This is a genomic window from Ruegeria sp. A3M17 (genome assembly GCF_003318255.1).
Classification (GTDB): domain Bacteria; phylum Pseudomonadota; class Alphaproteobacteria; order Rhodobacterales; family Rhodobacteraceae; genus Ruegeria.
Genome location: NZ_QOCF01000018.1, coordinates 35,738 through 52,055, shown reverse-complemented (window position 1 = coordinate 52,055; position 16,318 = coordinate 35,738). Strand labels below are relative to the sequence as shown.

At 58.0% G+C, this 16,318-nt stretch carries 18 protein-coding genes; 7 read left to right on the top strand and 11 right to left on the bottom strand.

Annotated features, from left to right (window positions below; translation table 11 throughout):
• Positions 1 to 41: 41 nt before the first annotated feature.
• The 4 genes from DS906_RS10385 to DS906_RS10370 all read right to left on the bottom strand — a co-directional run bounded on the left by DS906_RS10385 (position 42) and on the right by DS906_RS10370 (position 3,519).
• Positions 42 to 1,088, bottom strand: coding sequence for a methyltransferase domain-containing protein (locus DS906_RS10385; RefSeq protein WP_113790258.1), 1,047 nt, complete (start codon positions 1,086 to 1,088; stop codon positions 42 to 44).
• A gap of 105 nt (positions 1,089 to 1,193) precedes the next feature.
• On the bottom strand, positions 1,194 to 2,306 hold the full coding sequence (locus tag DS906_RS10380; protein ID WP_113790113.1) for a hypothetical protein: 1,113 nt from the start codon (positions 2,304 to 2,306) through the stop codon (positions 1,194 to 1,196).
• A gap of 2 nt (positions 2,307 to 2,308) precedes the next feature.
• Positions 2,309 to 3,088: an SDR family oxidoreductase gene (locus tag DS906_RS10375; protein ID WP_113790257.1), complete on the bottom strand. Its 780-nt coding sequence runs from the start codon at positions 3,086 to 3,088 to the stop codon at positions 2,309 to 2,311.
• A gap of 68 nt (positions 3,089 to 3,156) precedes the next feature.
• Positions 3,157 to 3,519: a nuclear transport factor 2 family protein gene (locus tag DS906_RS10370; protein WP_113790112.1), complete on the bottom strand. Its 363-nt coding sequence runs from the start codon at positions 3,517 to 3,519 to the stop codon at positions 3,157 to 3,159.
• 109 nt (positions 3,520 to 3,628) lie between these two features.
• On the opposite strand from DS906_RS10370, the gene DS906_RS10365 reads away from it, so the two are divergent.
• The 4 genes from DS906_RS10365 to DS906_RS10350 all read left to right on the top strand — a co-directional run bounded on the left by DS906_RS10365 (position 3,629) and on the right by DS906_RS10350 (position 8,539).
• Positions 3,629 to 5,236: a peptide chain release factor 3 gene (locus DS906_RS10365; RefSeq protein ID WP_113790111.1), complete on the top strand. Its 1,608-nt coding sequence runs from the start codon at positions 3,629 to 3,631 to the stop codon at positions 5,234 to 5,236.
• Positions 5,237 to 5,257: 21 nt separating this feature from the next.
• On the top strand, positions 5,258 to 6,013 hold the full coding sequence (locus DS906_RS10360; protein ID WP_113790110.1) for a hypothetical protein: 756 nt from the start codon (positions 5,258 to 5,260) through the stop codon (positions 6,011 to 6,013).
• Positions 6,010 to 6,939, top strand: coding sequence for a glycosyltransferase family 2 protein (locus DS906_RS10355; RefSeq protein ID WP_113790109.1), 930 nt, complete (start codon positions 6,010 to 6,012; stop codon positions 6,937 to 6,939). Before DS906_RS10360 ends, DS906_RS10355 begins: the two co-directional genes overlap by 4 nt.
• A 169-nt stretch (positions 6,940 to 7,108) precedes the next feature.
• Positions 7,109 to 8,539 (top strand): DEAD/DEAH box helicase, encoded by a 1,431-nt coding sequence (locus tag DS906_RS10350; protein ID WP_113790108.1) that lies wholly within the window; start codon positions 7,109 to 7,111, stop codon positions 8,537 to 8,539.
• Here DS906_RS10350 and DS906_RS10345 read toward each other — a convergent pair.
• From DS906_RS10345 to DS906_RS10335, 3 genes are read right to left on the bottom strand one after another with little or no spacing between them, the layout of a single operon-like run.
• Positions 8,536 to 9,438, bottom strand: coding sequence for a DMT family transporter (locus DS906_RS10345; protein ID WP_113790107.1), 903 nt, complete (start codon positions 9,436 to 9,438; stop codon positions 8,536 to 8,538). The two genes, DS906_RS10350 and DS906_RS10345, sit on opposite strands and share 4 nt — an antisense overlap.
• A 21-nt stretch (positions 9,439 to 9,459) precedes the next feature.
• Positions 9,460 to 10,344, bottom strand: coding sequence for a fatty acid desaturase (locus tag DS906_RS10340; RefSeq protein WP_113790106.1), 885 nt, complete (start codon positions 10,342 to 10,344; stop codon positions 9,460 to 9,462).
• Positions 10,337 to 10,540, bottom strand: a complete 204-nt coding sequence (locus tag DS906_RS10335; protein ID WP_113790256.1) for a DUF2061 domain-containing protein — start codon at positions 10,538 to 10,540, stop codon at positions 10,337 to 10,339. The genes DS906_RS10340 and DS906_RS10335 overlap by 8 nt, the downstream gene beginning before the upstream one ends.
• A 106-nt stretch (positions 10,541 to 10,646) precedes the next feature.
• Here DS906_RS10335 and DS906_RS10330 point away from each other — a divergent pair, with 106 nt between their 5' ends.
• Complete coding sequence (locus DS906_RS10330; RefSeq protein ID WP_113790105.1) at positions 10,647 to 11,510, top strand: helix-turn-helix domain-containing protein; 864 nt, start codon at positions 10,647 to 10,649, stop codon at positions 11,508 to 11,510.
• 94 nt (positions 11,511 to 11,604) lie between these two features.
• Positions 11,605 to 11,787, top strand: coding sequence for a hypothetical protein (locus DS906_RS10325; protein WP_058271838.1), 183 nt, complete (start codon positions 11,605 to 11,607; stop codon positions 11,785 to 11,787).
• Here DS906_RS10325 and DS906_RS10320 read toward each other — a convergent pair.
• Genes DS906_RS10320 through DS906_RS10305 form a run of 4 tightly spaced genes read right to left on the bottom strand, consistent with a single transcriptional unit; the run spans position 11,784 to position 15,155 of the window.
• Positions 11,784 to 12,545, bottom strand: coding sequence for an SDR family oxidoreductase (locus DS906_RS10320; protein WP_113790104.1), 762 nt, complete (start codon positions 12,543 to 12,545; stop codon positions 11,784 to 11,786). The two genes, DS906_RS10325 and DS906_RS10320, sit on opposite strands and share 4 nt — an antisense overlap.
• Positions 12,542 to 14,008, bottom strand: a complete 1,467-nt coding sequence (locus DS906_RS10315; protein WP_113790103.1) for a carnitine 3-dehydrogenase — start codon at positions 14,006 to 14,008, stop codon at positions 12,542 to 12,544. The genes DS906_RS10320 and DS906_RS10315 overlap by 4 nt, the downstream gene beginning before the upstream one ends.
• A 5-nt stretch (positions 14,009 to 14,013) precedes the next feature.
• A complete protein-coding gene (locus tag DS906_RS22485) occupies positions 14,014 to 14,247 on the bottom strand; it encodes a hypothetical protein (RefSeq protein ID WP_113790102.1) in 234 nt (77 codons plus the stop codon).
• Positions 14,244 to 15,155 (bottom strand): 3-keto-5-aminohexanoate cleavage protein, encoded by a 912-nt coding sequence (locus DS906_RS10305; protein ID WP_113790101.1) that lies wholly within the window; start codon positions 15,153 to 15,155, stop codon positions 14,244 to 14,246. The genes DS906_RS22485 and DS906_RS10305 overlap by 4 nt, the downstream gene beginning before the upstream one ends.
• A gap of 133 nt (positions 15,156 to 15,288) precedes the next feature.
• Between DS906_RS10305 and DS906_RS10300 the strand changes: the two genes are divergently transcribed.
• On the top strand, positions 15,289 to 16,275 hold the full coding sequence (locus DS906_RS10300) for a GlxA family transcriptional regulator (RefSeq protein ID WP_113790100.1): 987 nt from the start codon (positions 15,289 to 15,291) through the stop codon (positions 16,273 to 16,275).
• Positions 16,276 to 16,318 lie beyond the last annotated feature (43 nt).

Here is a 16,318-nt window from a genome sequence, read left to right as displayed (position 1 = left end):
CTTAGGCGGGGATAACAACCCCGCCCCTCAGGTGCAAGAGATCAGCAACAGCCGCCGGATGGGGCCTCCCCCGTGGCCTCGAACGGGCTTTCACCGCCGCAGCCTTCGAAAATTCCATAGTGGGTCGAGAAATCGCCAATGAACTCAAAATGCCGCGCAAAACGCGTATCTTTCAACATCATCCACGTATTGCCGCAGACAGGAAAAACCTTGCCTGCCTCGATCGCGTGGTGATCATCCAGTTCGAACAGATGCTGGGCGTTCGGGATGGTGCCCTTGTAGATCACGGCCTGGCCGTAATCCTCGCAGTCTGGTTCCAACTCGGGCAGCTTGAACAGACGGTAGGTGGCGGACAGGAACTTAAGCGGTGCGACGCGCTCTTCCAGAACCGCGTTTTCGATGGTCAGCGGACGATGCGTGACACGGCGCGGATCGCCAAAGCCCGCTTTGCGCGACATCGACAGGAAATCGTTCCAATACAACGCGCCGGACAGGCATTCACCGTACAAAACCTCATCCTCGGCCATCTCTTTAGGCACTCGGCGGTCGGCGTAGACGTCCGAGAAATACATCTCGCCCCCGTCTCTCAGCAACCGATGCGCGCCACGCAAAACAGCCTCTTTATCGGTGGCCAGATTGATCACGCAGTTCGAGACGATGATGTCAAAAGAACCGGGTTCTAGGTCAAGCTCGTCCAGCTTTTCGATATAGCCATGGTGGAATTCTACATTGCTGACTGAATGCCCAAAGGCTTGCGCGTGGTAGTCCTGATACGCGCGCGCGATGCCCAGTTGCTCCGGCGTCATGTCCACACCCACAACGCGCCCCTTTTCACCTACCATTGCAGACAGGGCATAAACGTCACGTCCCGCACCACAGCCGAGATCCAGAATGCTCATCCCCTCAAGGTCGTGCGGAGCGATCAGACCGCAACCATAGTAGCGCGTCAGAACTTCATCATGAATTTTCGACAGGATCTTTTTGACATGATCCGGCATGTCATCAGGCGTACAACACGCGTTTGTCTGCAAATCCGAGCTGCCCTGCAAGACTTCGCCATAGTAATTCTGCACTGCCTCATGCTTCATCGCGGTCATCCTTCTGTCTGATGGCTGCATAGCAGCTAAAGCAGCGCGGGGCTTGGCGCAATCCGGGCCTTAATAATCTGGCGAAAGCGTGAGGGGTTTTAGGGGTTATGCCAACAGTTCGAAATCAACACCCGCGCGCAGTTTGCCGTTCACCTGAATCTCAAGCCGATGCGCACCGGGGATCAGTTTGAACGTGGTCGCATCACCTTTAAGCTTGTGCTTTTTGGTCAGGGTAAGAGCACCATCTGCCAACGCGGACTGTTTCAGCTTGTGCACTTTGGCTGAGGTTTTACCCCCAGGCCTTTGAAAATGAACAATGTAATCCACCAAAACAGGTTGGTCGCCGTTACCACTCAGCATTACATCGAATTCCAGCGCACCACCGATCCGGGCATCACCCTTGATGGTGACATCGGCCGAAACCTTCGCATCCGGGTCAAAGCCCAGCATCTTCATGGCGCGCGGATGACCCGCTTTCACAAGCCCGCGCAATGTGTGCGAGGTCATCCAGCCCATCTCAGCCTGATCCTGCTGTCCGTTCCTAGTCCAATCCTGCAACCGGTCCAAAACCAGATCGGGGTCTTTCTTGGTGATGTCATTCAGATGGTTGGCAACCGACCGGGTGACATAACGCGTTCCATCGGCATGCAGCCGATCCAGTAGAGGCAGCGGATCGGTCAATTCCAGCCCGACCGCCTGCCCCCAAGGCAAACGCGGTCTTGTGCCTTCGCTGACCAGCCGGCGCACGTGATAGCTGTCATGCGCGCACCACTCCTGCATCCGCGCCAGCACCTGTTCCTGATGGGTGTTGAGGAACGGACGTATGGCCCATTCCATTGAAAATCTTTGGGTCAATTCCTCAACCACATCCAATGACTGCTCCGGATGATCCATCCCCACGGCAACAACCCAGTCACCCAGCGGAGCAAAGATGAAATCACCAAAATCATCATCCGTTTTGCCGGGATCCAGAGGCGGCGGCAAGGCGCGCAGCAGCGTAGGTGCGATCTGAGGCAAGTCGCCCGGCACCGCCTGTTGCAGGCATTCGGCGATCCAGGCCATCCTCTCTTTCAGCTCCAGATCCAGCAGACGCGACATGACCTGCGCCTCAAACGCCTCAGCATCAAAGGACGGGTCCGCGCCCGCGAAAAGCCCCGCCAAATAGCGGGTCTTTTCGACATTAAACAGTTGATCTTTAAGCGAGAAGTTTTGAGCCATGATCACATCGTCAGGTTGGTGGCGCCACCATCCAGCAGTATGTTCTGCCCGACAATGAAACCCGCATTCTGCGAACACAGGAACGCACAGGCTGCACCGAATTCTTCACGCGTTCCATACCGTCGCGCCGGGATGGTTGCCGCGCGTTCAGCGCGCGCCTCGTCTATCGAAATTCCTTTTTGCGCGGCGACACCGCCATCCAACGAATCCGCCCGGTCGGTGGCATGAATGCCAGGCAGCAAGTTATTGATCGTTACCCCTTTCGGCGCCACCTGACGCGCTGTTCCGGCAACATAGCCTGTCAAACCGGTGCGGGCTGCATTCGACAGACCCAGCGCTGGGATCGGTGCGCGTACAGATTGCGAGGTGATATTCACCACCCGGCCCCAGCCCTTGTCCATCATCCCCGGTAACAGTGCCTTCATGAAGGCAATCGGCGTCAGCATGTTAGAGTCCAGCGCCTTAATAAAATCGTCACGATCCCAGTCCGACCACAAACCGGGCGGCGGGCCACCGGCATTTGTCACAAGAATATCAACATTCTGCGCGACTTTTATCACCTGCTCTTGCCCGTCAACCGAGGTCACATCGCAGGCGACGGTTTGCACGTCCACCCCATGTTCAGATCGCAGACGCGTGGCCTCGGCTTCCAAAGCCTCAGACCCGCGCGCGTTCATCACCAGATCAACACCGGCCGCGGCCAATGCCTCGGCACAGCCCAGACCCAAACCCTTGCTGCTGGCACAAACCAGCGCACGTTTACCTTTGATCCCAAGATCCATCTGATCCTCCCTGTCTTTGCCGCACATCTAGCACCAGCCTTTCAGGGAAGACCAGAATCCAAAACACGTTAATAAAAGAACTCTTCGCGCACGATCTTGCCATCCGCGACGTGGTAAATGGCGACTTCGCGCATATCAAAGCTGTCACCGCTTTCCAGAACAGTACCCTTCACTTCGAAAATCACGGCAAAGCGGTCCTCACCATGCACAAATGGGTCACTTACCGAAGCTTCGGTTACATCATGTGCGCCTTCCCACCATTCGTGTTTGCCGCGGATCGCGTCGCGCCCGGCGACTTCGCGCCCCATACCCGAGTAATCCACAGCTTCGACAGAAACGGCATTGTCTGCATAGAGCTTATCCAAATTCGCTTTGGCCCGACCCTCGCGGCAACCAGCGACCAGTTCGTTTGCGATTTCTTTTAAATTCATCACACCTCTCCATCATTTGTTCACTATATGTTCTTTTTGCCATGGTCGGGCGATTCTGAACACCCCCTTTGTCTTGCCTCGGCAGAATTCCCCGCATATACGCGCGTTCATGCTTGATACTGCCACCAACCAACCCGTTTTGCCGCCCGAGATCGCCCGGCGCCGGACATTCGCCATCATCTCGCACCCGGATGCTGGCAAAACGACGCTGACTGAAAAGTTCCTGTTGTACGGGGGCGCGATTCAGATGGCTGGTCAGGTGCGCGCCAAGGGCGAAGCCCGGCGGACCCGTTCGGACTTTATGCAGATGGAGAAGGATCGCGGTATCTCGGTTTCCGCATCAGCGATGTCCTTTGACTATGACACCTTCAGGTTCAATCTGGTGGATACGCCCGGTCACAGCGATTTCTCGGAAGACACCTATCGCACGCTGACCGCTGTGGACGCCGCCGTGATGGTAATCGACGGCGCGAAGGGTGTAGAAAGCCAGACACAGAAACTGTTCGAGGTTTGTCGCCTGCGTGATCTGCCGATCCTGACCTTCTGTAACAAGATGGACCGCGAAAGCCGCGACACGTTCGAGATCATCGACGAAATTCAGGAAATGCTGGCCATCGACGTCACCCCTGCGGCATGGCCCATCGGCGTGGGTCGCGATTTCATCGGCTGCTATGACATGCTGCGCGACCGGTTGGAACTGATGGACCGCGCCGACCGTAACAAGGTGGCCGAAAGCATCGAAATCAACGGTCTGGACGATCCAAAACTGGCCGAACACGTGCCCGAGCACCTGTTGGAAAAGTTCCTGGAAGAGGTTGAGATGGCGCGCGAACTGCTGCCCGCCATGGACCCGCAGGCGGTACTTGAGGGGCATATGACCCCGATCTGGTTTGGCTCGGCCATCAACTCGTTCGGTGTCAAGGAATTGATGGAGGGCATCGGCGCTTACGGCCCGCAGCCGCAGATCCAGTCTGCCGAACCGCGTCAAATCGCACCGGAAGAAAAGAAGGTCGCCGGTTTTGTTTTCAAGGTTCAGGCAAATATGGACCCCAAGCACCGTGACCGCGTGGCCTTTGTCCGCATTGCATCGGGCCATTTCAAGCGTGGTATGAAACTGACCCACGTGCGGTCGAAAAAGCCGATGGCGATTTCGAACCCTGTGCTGTTTTTGGCGTCCGACCGCGAACTGGCCGAAGAGGCCTGGGCCGGTGATATCATCGGCATCCCCAACCACGGGCAATTGCGCATCGGCGACACGCTGACCGAAGGCGAAGCGATCCGGGTGACCGGCATCCCCTCTTTCGCGCCGGAACTGCTGCAAACCGTGCGCCCCGGCGATCCAATGAAGGCCAAGCATCTGGAAAAGGCTCTGATGCAATTTGCCGAGGAAGGCGCCGCGAAGGTGTTCAAACCTTCGATCGGGTCGGGCTTTATCGTGGGCGTCGTCGGCGCGTTGCAATTCGAAGTGCTCGCCAGCCGGATTGAGATGGAATACGGCCTGCCCGTGCGCTTTGAGGCGTCGCAATTCACCTCGGCCCGCTGGGTAAGCGGCGACAAGGCCGAAGTCGAGAAGTTCGTCGACGCCAACAAGCAGCACATCGCCCATGATCATGACGGCGATATCGTTTATCTGACGCGCCTGCAGTGGGACATCGACCGGGTCGTCCGCGACTATCCCGAATTGAACCTGACGGCCACGAAAGAGATGATGGCGTGATGGCACGGGCCGAAAGTACGAATGGATGATGACCTAACGTATTCGGGTGGCTTGCCCGCCCTACAAAACAGGTTCGAAAGGCGACGAGCGCCTTTCGACTTCCTGGACGAGGTATTGCCAGCGGAAGATACCGATCTGACCGCTTTGGCGCGTCAGATTGTTCCTGAAAGCGCAACACGGTCGCAACCCGGCCAGGCGGATACATCCTGGACGCGCAAACGCAGACATATCGCGCAGGAATTCGTCGGAAAATCTGAACTGGCTTTTCTGAACGCGCAGCTCATCTCGATCCTGCGCAAACGATCTTGGCCGAACCACGCGCCGGCCCTGTTTTGCCGATTGTGGGCCGAACATTCGGATCATCTGTTGCAACAGCTTGATCTGCGTTGGCAGGTGTCTTCAGTTCAGACATTTGCCGATCACGGCGCCACACCCACACAACGTGAAGTCGGGCACTCAATGCGTATGCTGTTCGGTCTTATGAAGCTCTACGAATTTGAGCGTTTGTTTTCCGGCCATTCGCCCGATCAATCATATTCATTCAGGCGCAAGGCAAATGCTGAACTGCCGATGGAGATGGACGGTTTCTCGCTCGAGAATGGCGGATTAGACGTCAACATCCTGACTCCGGTCTGGACGCGGGCACTGACGGACGACACGATTGCCCCCCTCGCCGATCATCGGTTCAGGGCTTTGAATCGCGATCCCGGTACAGTGTTCCGACGCCTGGCCAAAATGCGTGAGATTCGTACAGCGCGCAGGGAAGCGCGCGAATGACGACCTGGGGTATCGTGTCCATGGTCCGCGGGCCGACCGAGAATATACTGAAGTTCGCAGCCCATCACCTCGATCTGGGTGCGGACTATCTGTACATCTATCTGGACGAACCCAATCGTGAGGCGCACCAGACGCTGAAGAAACACCCGAAAGTCAGGGCGCGAATCTGTGATGATGCCTTTTGGGGGAATCGCAAGCGTGACCGCCCGGACCGCCATCAGGTTCGCCAGACACTTCATGCAACATTCGCCTATCGCAACACGGATCTGGACTGGTTGGCCCATATCGACGTGGATGAGTTTTTGTGGTCCTCAAAACCTATCCGGGAGCAGTTGCAATCCGTCCCACCCGAAACCCCTGCCGTCCGCGTCCGGCCGATGGAGGAAATGGCAGGCGGCGAGGATCTGTTTAAGGCGTATATACCCAGCGGCCCCAACCGCTCGGCCATGGTGCAGTCGATCTATCCCAACTATGGCGGCTTTGTTCTGGGCGGGTTCCTCAGCCATGTTCAGGGTAAGTTGTTTGTCCGCACAGGCATGGAAAAGCTGAACTTTCGCATCCACAACTTGTTTCAAAACAAAAAGCTTCTGCCCTGCAAATTCGAACTGCCGGGGTTAGAGCTGTGTCATCGCCACGCCCCGGATTGGGACCACTGGGCGGCCCACTATCAATTCCGGATGGCGCGCGGGTCCTATCAACCCGGCATGTCCCCGAACGTTCCGCGCGAACTGGGCGGCCTGAACAAGAATGAGCTGTTCAACTGGATCGAAACAGAACAGGGTCAGGACGGCTTGCGCGCGTTTTACGACGAAATCAACGGTGCTGATGCCGGCGTGCGCGCACGTCTCGAAGAATATGGGTTGATCCGGCACAGACCGCTGGATCTGGACGCGAAAGTTGCGAAACACTTTCCCGGAAGCTGCTGAATTGTTGCGGAAAACCAGCAGTGGGCGCCAGCAACGTCAGGTTAAGGGCTCTTCATTTGACCCTGCCTCATGATTTTGTTATGTCCGCGCAAAGCCGCAATGCGCCCGACAGCGTATGGCCATCCGGGCCCGGCATTCCATTGACGCGCGGGCTAGGTCTAGTGTCCGCATGAACCGGACATACATGACAAAATTCAACGAACTGAACCTGAACCCGAAGGTCCTCAAAGCCATTGAGGAAGCCGGATACGAAACGCCCACGCCGATTCAGGAAGGCGCGATACCCGCTGCCCTTGAAGGTCGTGATGTTCTGGGCATTGCTCAGACCGGTACCGGCAAGACGGCCAGCTTTACGCTGCCGATGATCACCTTGCTGGCCCGTGGGCGCGCCCGTGCACGGATGCCGCGCTCGCTGGTGCTGTGCCCGACTCGGGAACTGGCCGCGCAGGTGGCCGAGAATTTCGACACCTACGCCAAACACCTGAAACTGACCAAAGCGCTGCTGATCGGCGGCGTCAGCTTCAAAGAACAGGACGCGTTGATCGACCGGGGTGTTGACGTCCTGATCGCCACGCCGGGTCGCCTGCTGGACCATTTCGAACGCGGCAAGTTGCTGCTGACCGGTGTTCAAATCATGGTTGTCGACGAAGCTGACCGGATGCTGGACATGGGGTTCATCCCCGATATCGAACGCATCTTCTCGCTGACGCCGTTCACACGCCAGACCTTGTTCTTCTCGGCCACTATGGCCCCCGAGATTGAGCGGATCACCGACACCTTCCTGTCTGCACCCACGCGGGTCGAGGTTGCGCGTCAGGCCACCGCTTCGGAAACTATTGAACAGGGCGTTGTCATGTTCAAAGGCGGTCGTCGGGATCGTGAGGCCAGCCAGAAACGCAATGTCCTGCGGGCACTGATCGACGCTGAAGGCGAGAAGTGCACCAACGCCATCATCTTCTGCAACCGCAAGACAGACGTGGATATCTGCGCCAAGTCTCTCAAGAAATACGGCTATGACGCCGCCGCGATCCACGGCGATCTGGATCAATCCCAGCGCACGAAAACACTCGACGGCTTCCGGGATGGGTCTTTGCGTCTACTCGTGGCCTCGGACGTGGCCGCGCGCGGATTGGATGTGCCATCCGTCAGCCATGTGATCAATTTCGACGTCCCCGGTCACCCCGAGGATTATGTCCACCGCATTGGCCGCACCGGTCGCGCCGGGCGTGAGGGCAAGGCGATCACGATCTGCTCTTCCCGCGATGAAAAGGCGTTGGCGGCGGTGGAGAAGTTGATTCAGAAAGAAATTCCCCGTCTGAACAACCCGATTGAGGCGGATGACTCCAAAGCCGATACCCCAAAAACCGAGAATCAGCACAAAGCGGCGGACACCAAAAAGTCCGATCGGCGCAAAAGTGAGCCCCGCACGGAAAGAGAGCCTCGTAAGGATAGAGAGCCGCGCAAGGATAGAGAGTCCCGTAAGGACAAAGAGTCCAAAGGCCGCGGCCGCAGAGACGATAGGGGCCCTGCAGTTGTCGGCATGGGCGATCACCTGCCCAGCTTCATCGCCCTCAGCTTTGATGAGCGCCGCGCAGGCTAAATCGTAAGCACCAGTGCCAGTATCGAGGCACCAAGCAACGTCATCCCGGCGATCTCGCGCCGGGTGATTCTTTCGCGGAAAAACAAGATCGAGGCGAACAGGCTGAAGATCAGCTCGACCTGCCCCAGAGCTTTGACATAGGCCGCGTTTTGCAGCGTGAAGGCAAAAAACCAGCAGAACGACCCGCACAGGCTGGTGAGCCCGACAAAAACGCCGGTTCGGCGTGTATCCCAAACCGCGCGCAGCTCGGTCCGGTCGCGCCACAGCAACCACAGTCCCATGCTGAGGAATTGAAACGAAACGACCACGGCCAAGGTGACCAGTGCCCGGAACCAGGCGTCCAAATCCCCCAGCTCCAACGAGGCACCGCGATAGCTGACGGATGAGAAAGCAAACAGCACGCCCGAACCCAGCCCAAGACGCGATGCACGGTTGGTGAGGTGTGCCCACCAAGCGCCTTCTCCACCAGGACTTTTCGACAACAGCAAGACAGCCACCAGTCCCAGAACAATCGCAAACAACGCACCCGAAGATACCTGGTCGCCCAGAACCAGAAATCCGACGATGGCGGTTTGAATAACTTCGGTCTTCTTGAATGTAATACCGACGGCAAAATTGCGTTGTTTGAACAAAGCCACCACGCAGATGGTCGCCAATATCTGCGCTGTTCCGCCGATCACTGCAAACAACCAGAAACGCCCGGTCAGGGCCGGCAGGTTGAAACCAGTCAACTGCATCGCAACGATCAGGCCCAGAACGGCAAGTGGCATGGAATAAGCAAACCGCGCAAAAGTCGCGCCGGCTGCCGAAAGTTTCACAGTACTCAGCGACTTTTGCAGCATGAACCGCACGGTCTGAAATGCCGCGGCGGCGATGGTGATGGGAATCCACAAACTCATGGATTCCCTTGTGTCGTCAAATCAACCCTTTGGCCAGAGCGGATGCTCGACCGGGTCCTTGGCACGCCAGAAATACGATCGGAAAATCTGCCCGTAAGACCGATAGACATAAGCCTCGTTGCTGGCCAGATAGCGGTCTTTTCCTGCACGATAAAGTGCAGGCAAACAGTACCACGGAGCGCCGGGATTCATGTGATGAACGACGTGCAGATTGTTGTTCAGAAACAAAAAAGCCAGCAATCCTCGATCTTCGACAATAACCGTTCTGGCGCTGGAGTTTTCGTGCGCCCGGTGTTCAAGAAAAGTCCGGATCTTGACCAACGCCAAACCAAAATAGGCGGACAAGACAAAGGCCCAAACAGGCATGGGTGACTGAGCAACCACCCACAAAACAACGGCCACCTCTATCAGATGTAGCCCCCATGCCAGCAGTATGGCTCTGTCTCCATGTTTGGCGCCGCGCAGCTCATCCCGAAAGAAGATGTACTGACCAATCGCCGGGCCCAGCACCATGCGCCCGAGCAGCGTGTTGTTCGCCCTCAGCAGCCGCTTCTGCCAGCCTTTGAGCGTATTCCAAACCTTAGGGTCCAGATAGTTCGACTCGGGGTCGTCATAGGGATCGGTCAGCGTCGAATCCCTGTGATGCGCCAGATGCAAGTCGCGGAACCGGTGGTACGGAATGAACAAGGTCAGCGGCAGCACCATCAGCGCCTCGTTCAGCCAGCGCGTACGGAACGGATGCCCGTGCAGCGCCTCATGTGTCAGTGATGAATGCAACGCTGCGACCAAGCCCATGGCGAGGATAGCCAGCCAGACGGGAAGCGTGAAGATCACCACCAGCCACGCCGCATAGCACGCAATAATCAGGCCAAAGGTGCCCCACTCGGGACCCGGCCGCTCAGACATTTCGGCCCCATGTGATACCTGCCGAAACGCGCTCATAAATCACGTACATCGTCAGGCCGATGCCCGTGTTCACAATCGCCAATGTCCCACCAACTGCGGCAGAGCCTGTCGCGATAAGACCCACCAGCGTCATCATGACCAGGCCCATCGCATTCCACACCACAGCCTTCACGACCGATCTTCGTCGCGTTTCCATTCCGTCACCCATATTATTGTTATTTTTTAAGAATTACCGGTTCTGGCCGAGTTGAAAATTCTGAATATGATTAACAAAACTCATCACTCATGATATAAATCAACATATGACGGATAAATTAGACAAACGAGACCGCGCTGCGCAGTTTCGCCAACGCCTTGCTCGTGCGATGGACGAACGTGACATCAGCCAAAGCGCGCTTGCCCGGAATATCGGTGTCGACCGATCGACCGTATCCCAACTTTTGACTGGCGAAGGTGCGCGCCTGCCGAACGCGCATGTCGTTGGCAGCTGCGCCACAGCGCTTGGTGTTTCGGCTGACTGGCTGCTGAGCTTATCGAATCGGCCCGAAAGCGCTGCAGAGCTTCTGGCGCTTTCTCTGAGTATGACCAAGGCGCCCCGCGCGCTGGTCGATGAACGCATTTTCGAATGGCACAAAGAGGCGGCTGGCTACAAGGTTCGCTATGTACCTGCCACCCTGCCCGACATGCTGAAAACCCGCGCCGTGCTAGAGTGGGAATACGCCCCGCATCTGGGGCGAACAGCGGATCAGGCCATCGGCGCATCAGAAGATCGACTGACGTGGATGCGCAGCGCGCAATCAGATTATGAAATCGCCATGCCACTGTATGAGATCGACAGTTTTGCCCGCGCGACCGGATACTACGAAGGCCTGTGCCCGAAAATCAGGATGGATCAGATCGACCACCTGTTAGAGCTGAGCGACCAGCTATATCCCCGCATGCGCATCTATCTGTTTGATGCCAAACGCCTCTACTCTGCGCCCGTCACGATTTTTGGCCCGCTGCTGTGTGTGTTCTACGCGGGCAGTCACTATATGGCCTTTCGGGATCGCGACAGGATCGAGGTTTTTTCCCGTCATTTCGATACGTTGGTGCGCGAAGCGGATGTGACGGCGCGGGATTTCCCCGAACACCTCAGGCAGCTACGATCAGCAATATCTACCTGATCGCAATCACATAGATGCGCAAGTGGCCAAGGTGTGATATCGTCACTTGGCGCGAACTTTCGAGCGATCCGATCACAGACGGAGGACCATAGGAATGGACGCACTAAAAACCGCTCAATACGCACGGGCGCTTTATTCCGCCCACGGAGATCAGGCCGAGGCGGAAGCCGCGCAGAAGATGCGCGAATGCAAAGACGCCGGGAACATGCAGCAAGCCCGCGACTGGCAGGCGGTTCGTCAGAGCATCCGCCAGATTCGCGGACCCAATCAGGGTTAAATTTTCGGGTCGGGGTTGACGGTGTGCCCATCGACGGCAATCACCTGCCCCGACACCAGCCGCGCCGCATCCGATGCAAGGAACACAGCCATATTGGCGATGTCGTGCCCTTCGACGAAGCGACCCATTGAAGTGCCCGAGGCATAACCCTCATAGACCTGATCACGTGTCATACCCTTGGCACCGGCCTCGCGCTGCAGCACGCCCTCCATCCGGGGGCCTTCGACCGACCCCGGGCAGATGACATTGCACCGCACGCCATGCGCCCCAAGCTCCATCGCCAGGGTCTTGGCCAGCCCGATCATCCCCCATTTCGCCGCCGCATAGGGCGCGCGGTTGGGGTACCCGTATTGGCCAGCCGTCGAAGACGTAATGACCACCGCGCCTCTGCCCTGACGTTTCAGGATTGGAGCCGCGTATTTGGAGCACAGAAAGGCACCCTCCAGATTTATTGCAAGGCACATGCGCCAATCCGCCAATGCAACGTCTTCAACCAAAGCGGTTGGTCCCGCGATTCCGGCATTTGCGCACAGGGTGTCCAAACCACCCCATTCCGCCTCGATGTCATTGAACAAAGAGGCCACGGCATTCTCATCCGCGACGTTCGCCTCGGACCGCCGCCAATGGGCCGGACAATCTGACAGGGCATTCGGGTCAACATCAGCCACCCAGACCTTCGCACCGGCTGCATCAAATGCCTCGGCCATGGCGCGGCCAACGCCCGAGGCGCCAGCCGTGATCAGAACGCACCCACTCATGCCGGTTTGCGGATCGCAGCACCCGCACCTTCAGGATAAGGCAATCCTGCCTGAGCTTCAGCGATCCGGGCCATAGCCGCTTCGATCTCTGCCGAAGGTGCACTCGGGCGGCGGGTTTCCAGACTGACATGCAGCAGGAAGCTTTCGCCCGTGGCCAACAGCTTGTCGCCTTCGTACATGGAATGGAACACGTGCAGCTTCTTACCTTGCCCCAACAGCATCTGCGTTCGCACTTCGATCTTTGCACCCGCGTGGACTTCGTCGATATACCGGATATGGTTTTCTGCGGTGAAGTAACTGCCGCCCGAGGCGATGTAATCCGCGTCACACCCCATGATCTCCATGAACCGGTCGGTCGCTGCGGCGAAGGCCTCAAGGTACCGCGCCTCGTTCATGTGACCGTTATAGTCGGTCCAGTCCAATGGCACCGCGCGCGACAAGGTCAGAATTGGCTGGCTCAGATCGACCTGATCCATCGTCGGCAAAGCACCCGGTTTCAGCGCCGCGTCATGCTGGTTCAGAACAGCACCGGCCCCATAGTTCTGCGCCTTGAGCGCCCGCATCATCCCAACGAGGTTATTGTCGCGAATACGCTCCAATTCGCGGATCGAATGCATGCCCGATTGCGCGTCAGACTGATCTGCGATCATGTCGACCAGCTCGTCAGTGAACTCGGGCACATCCATCAGCTTGGTCCAGGGCCATTGCAACGCCGGTCCGAACTGCGCCATGAAGTGCCGCATCCCCGCCTCACCACCGGCCACACGATAGGTTTCGAACAGACCCATCTGTGCCCAGCGAATGCCAAAGCCCATGCGAATTGCTTCGTCGATCTCTTCAGTCGTGGCGATGCCGTCCTTGACCAGCCACAGCGCCTCGCGCCAGACGGCTTCGAGGAACCGGTCAGCAATATGCGCGTCGATCTCTTTTTTGACATGCAGAGGGAAGAAACCCACCGATTTCAACAGGTCCTTCGCGCGGTCGACCATTTCCGGCGGGTTCTTGTCGGTCGGCACCAATTCGATCAGCGGCAGCAGATACACTGGGTTGAACGGGTGCGTCACCACGATTTGTTCAGGGCGCAACGCGCCTTCCTGCAGCTCGGACGGTTTGAACCCGCTGGTTGACGACCCGATGATCGCCTCCGGATCGCAGGCTTCCTGCAAACTTTTGTAAACCTTCAGCTTCAGATCCAGCCGTTCAGGTACGCTTTCCTGAATCCAGGTGACGCCTTGCACGGCGTCAGTCAGATCGTCGTGGAAGGTCAGCGCCCCCTCAGACGGCAAAAGCACATCACTTAACCCCGGCAGAGACCGGCGCGCGTTGTCCAGGACTTCACCAATCTTGCGCTCGGCCTCCGGGTCCGGATCAAAAACCCGAACATCCCAACCGTTAAGCAAGAATCGCGCGGCCCACCCGCCACCGATTACACCACCACCGATGATAGCTGCTGTTTTTGTCATTAATTTCACCAATTGTCTGGCAGTTTGATTTCTGCACCATCTATGGGCCAGCCATTCTCATTATAGCCGACGCAAAGTTTGGGGTTTGCGTTTCTGTCTGCGCGATAGTCACCTGCAATGTTCTCGCAAATCTCGTTCAGGGCGTGAGCACCATCAAACTCGACATCTGCCTCTTGAATTGTAGATGTCGAGCAAGCTGCCACGGTCACAAAGAGACCTAAAACGAAACCACGACTCACTTGGGCGCTCGTTTCACCAGCCCCAGCTTCTCACGCACTTCTTGCGCGCCGATCACTCGCGCGCCCATGTTCGAAACGATGGTGTTCGCGCGCTCAACCAACTGCCAGTTTTCCGCCAGAACGCCTTTGTCGAGAAACAGGTTGTCCTCAAGCCCGACACGCACATTGCCGCCCGCCAGCACCGAAGCCGACGCGTATGCCATCTGGTTCCGTCCCAGCGCAAATGCGCTGAATGTCCAGTCATCAGGCACGTTATTCACCATCGCCATGAAGGTGTTCAGATCATCGGGTGCACCCCACGGCACGCCCATGCACAGCTGAACCAGTGCCGGGCTGTCCAGAACGCCCTCCTTCACCAGTTGCTTGGCGTACCACAGGTGACCGGTATCAAAGGCCTCGATCTCGGGCTTCACGCCCAGATGCGTCATCATCCGGCCCATCGCCTGCAGCATGCCCGGCGTGTTGGTCATGACATAGTCGGCTTCGGCAAAGTTCATGGTGCCGCAGTCCAACGTACAGATTTCGGGCAGACATTCAGCCACATGCTCGACCCGCGCGGCCGCACCGATCATGTCAGTGCCATCCTCGCGCAATGGCAGCGGAGATTCAGTTGGGCCAAAGATCATGTCACCGCCCATACCGGCGGTCAGGTTCAAAACCACGTCGACCTCGGCCTCGCGAATGCGGTCCGTTACCTCGCGGTACAGATCCAGACGGCGGCTGGGTGCACCGGTTTCCGGATCGCGCACGTGGCAATGTACGATGGCTGCCCCGGCCTTGGCCGCGGCGATCGCACTTTCGGCGATTTGCTTTGGCGAGCGCGGCACATGCGGGCTGCGATCCTGCGTTCCGCCCGAGCCGGTGACGGCGCAGGTGATGAAGACTTCGCGGTTCATTTCCAGTGGCATGGTGTTTTCCCCAACTTATACCCGGTTTTGACCCAAGTTATCCTCAGGCTTCTCCCCGGATTCCGATTTGCGTTCATCCCCAACTTTGGCGCAGCTTTATGGAAACAACTTGCCAGAATGCGAATCGAACTTGATGAAATCCGCAAAAAACATATTGCAGCCCGAACATCGCGCCCTGAAAACGGCGGTGCTGGTTCTGGATGAGTGCAACACGCTCAGCTTTGCCTCGGCCGTTGATCCAATGCGCGCCGCCAATCGTCTGGCGGACCGCCCGGCCTTTGACTGGGATTATGTGACCGCTACGGCGGAACCGGCGATGCTGACCAGCGCCCTAAATGTTCCGGGCACACCGCTGGCGCGGCTGCAGGGCTGCGACCTGATGATCGTCATCGCGGGATTCCAGCTGGCCCGCCACGCCACACCCAGCCTGCTCGCAGGTCTGCGCCGCATTGCAGGCACCGGAGCCACCATGGCCGGCATTGATGGCGGCCCCTGGCTATTGGCCGAAGCAGGCCTGCTCAACGGCCACTCCGCCACAACGCACTGGGAAGACCTGGACAATTTCGCAACCCGCTTTCCGGACGTTGATGTGCGCCCAGACCGGTTCACTGTTTCCGGCAACCGCCTGACCTCTGGTGGCGCAATCCCGGCGGTTGAGATGATGCTGCACATCATCGCCGCGCGCCACGGCGCCGGCTTTGCTGCCCGCGTGTCCGGCCTGTTCCTATACGAGGGCGCACCCGAGCCGTCCAAGCCACAAAGCCGCACAGGTGCACCGCATCGCCATACCGCTCTGACAGCAAAGGCGAATTCGCTCATGGAAAGGTCTCTTGAGGACCCGCTTCCCCTGGCCGACATCGCCGACACCTTGGGCACCAGCCCGCGTACCCTGCAACAGCAGTTCCGCCTGCGCCTGAACACGACGCCGCAGGATCACTACCTGCAACTGCGCCTGGCCGAAGCCCGACGCCTTGTTGCCGACACTGACATGCCGCTGATGGACGTGGCACTCGCCACAGGCTTTGCCTCACAATCCAGCTTTGCCCGTGCCTTCCGCACCGCCCACGGTCTGTCGGCCAGAGACCTCCGTCAGGATCGGATCCAGCCCACACATCACTGACCGGATCCGCTTCATCTGGCTAAAAATATCCCGGGGTAGGCGC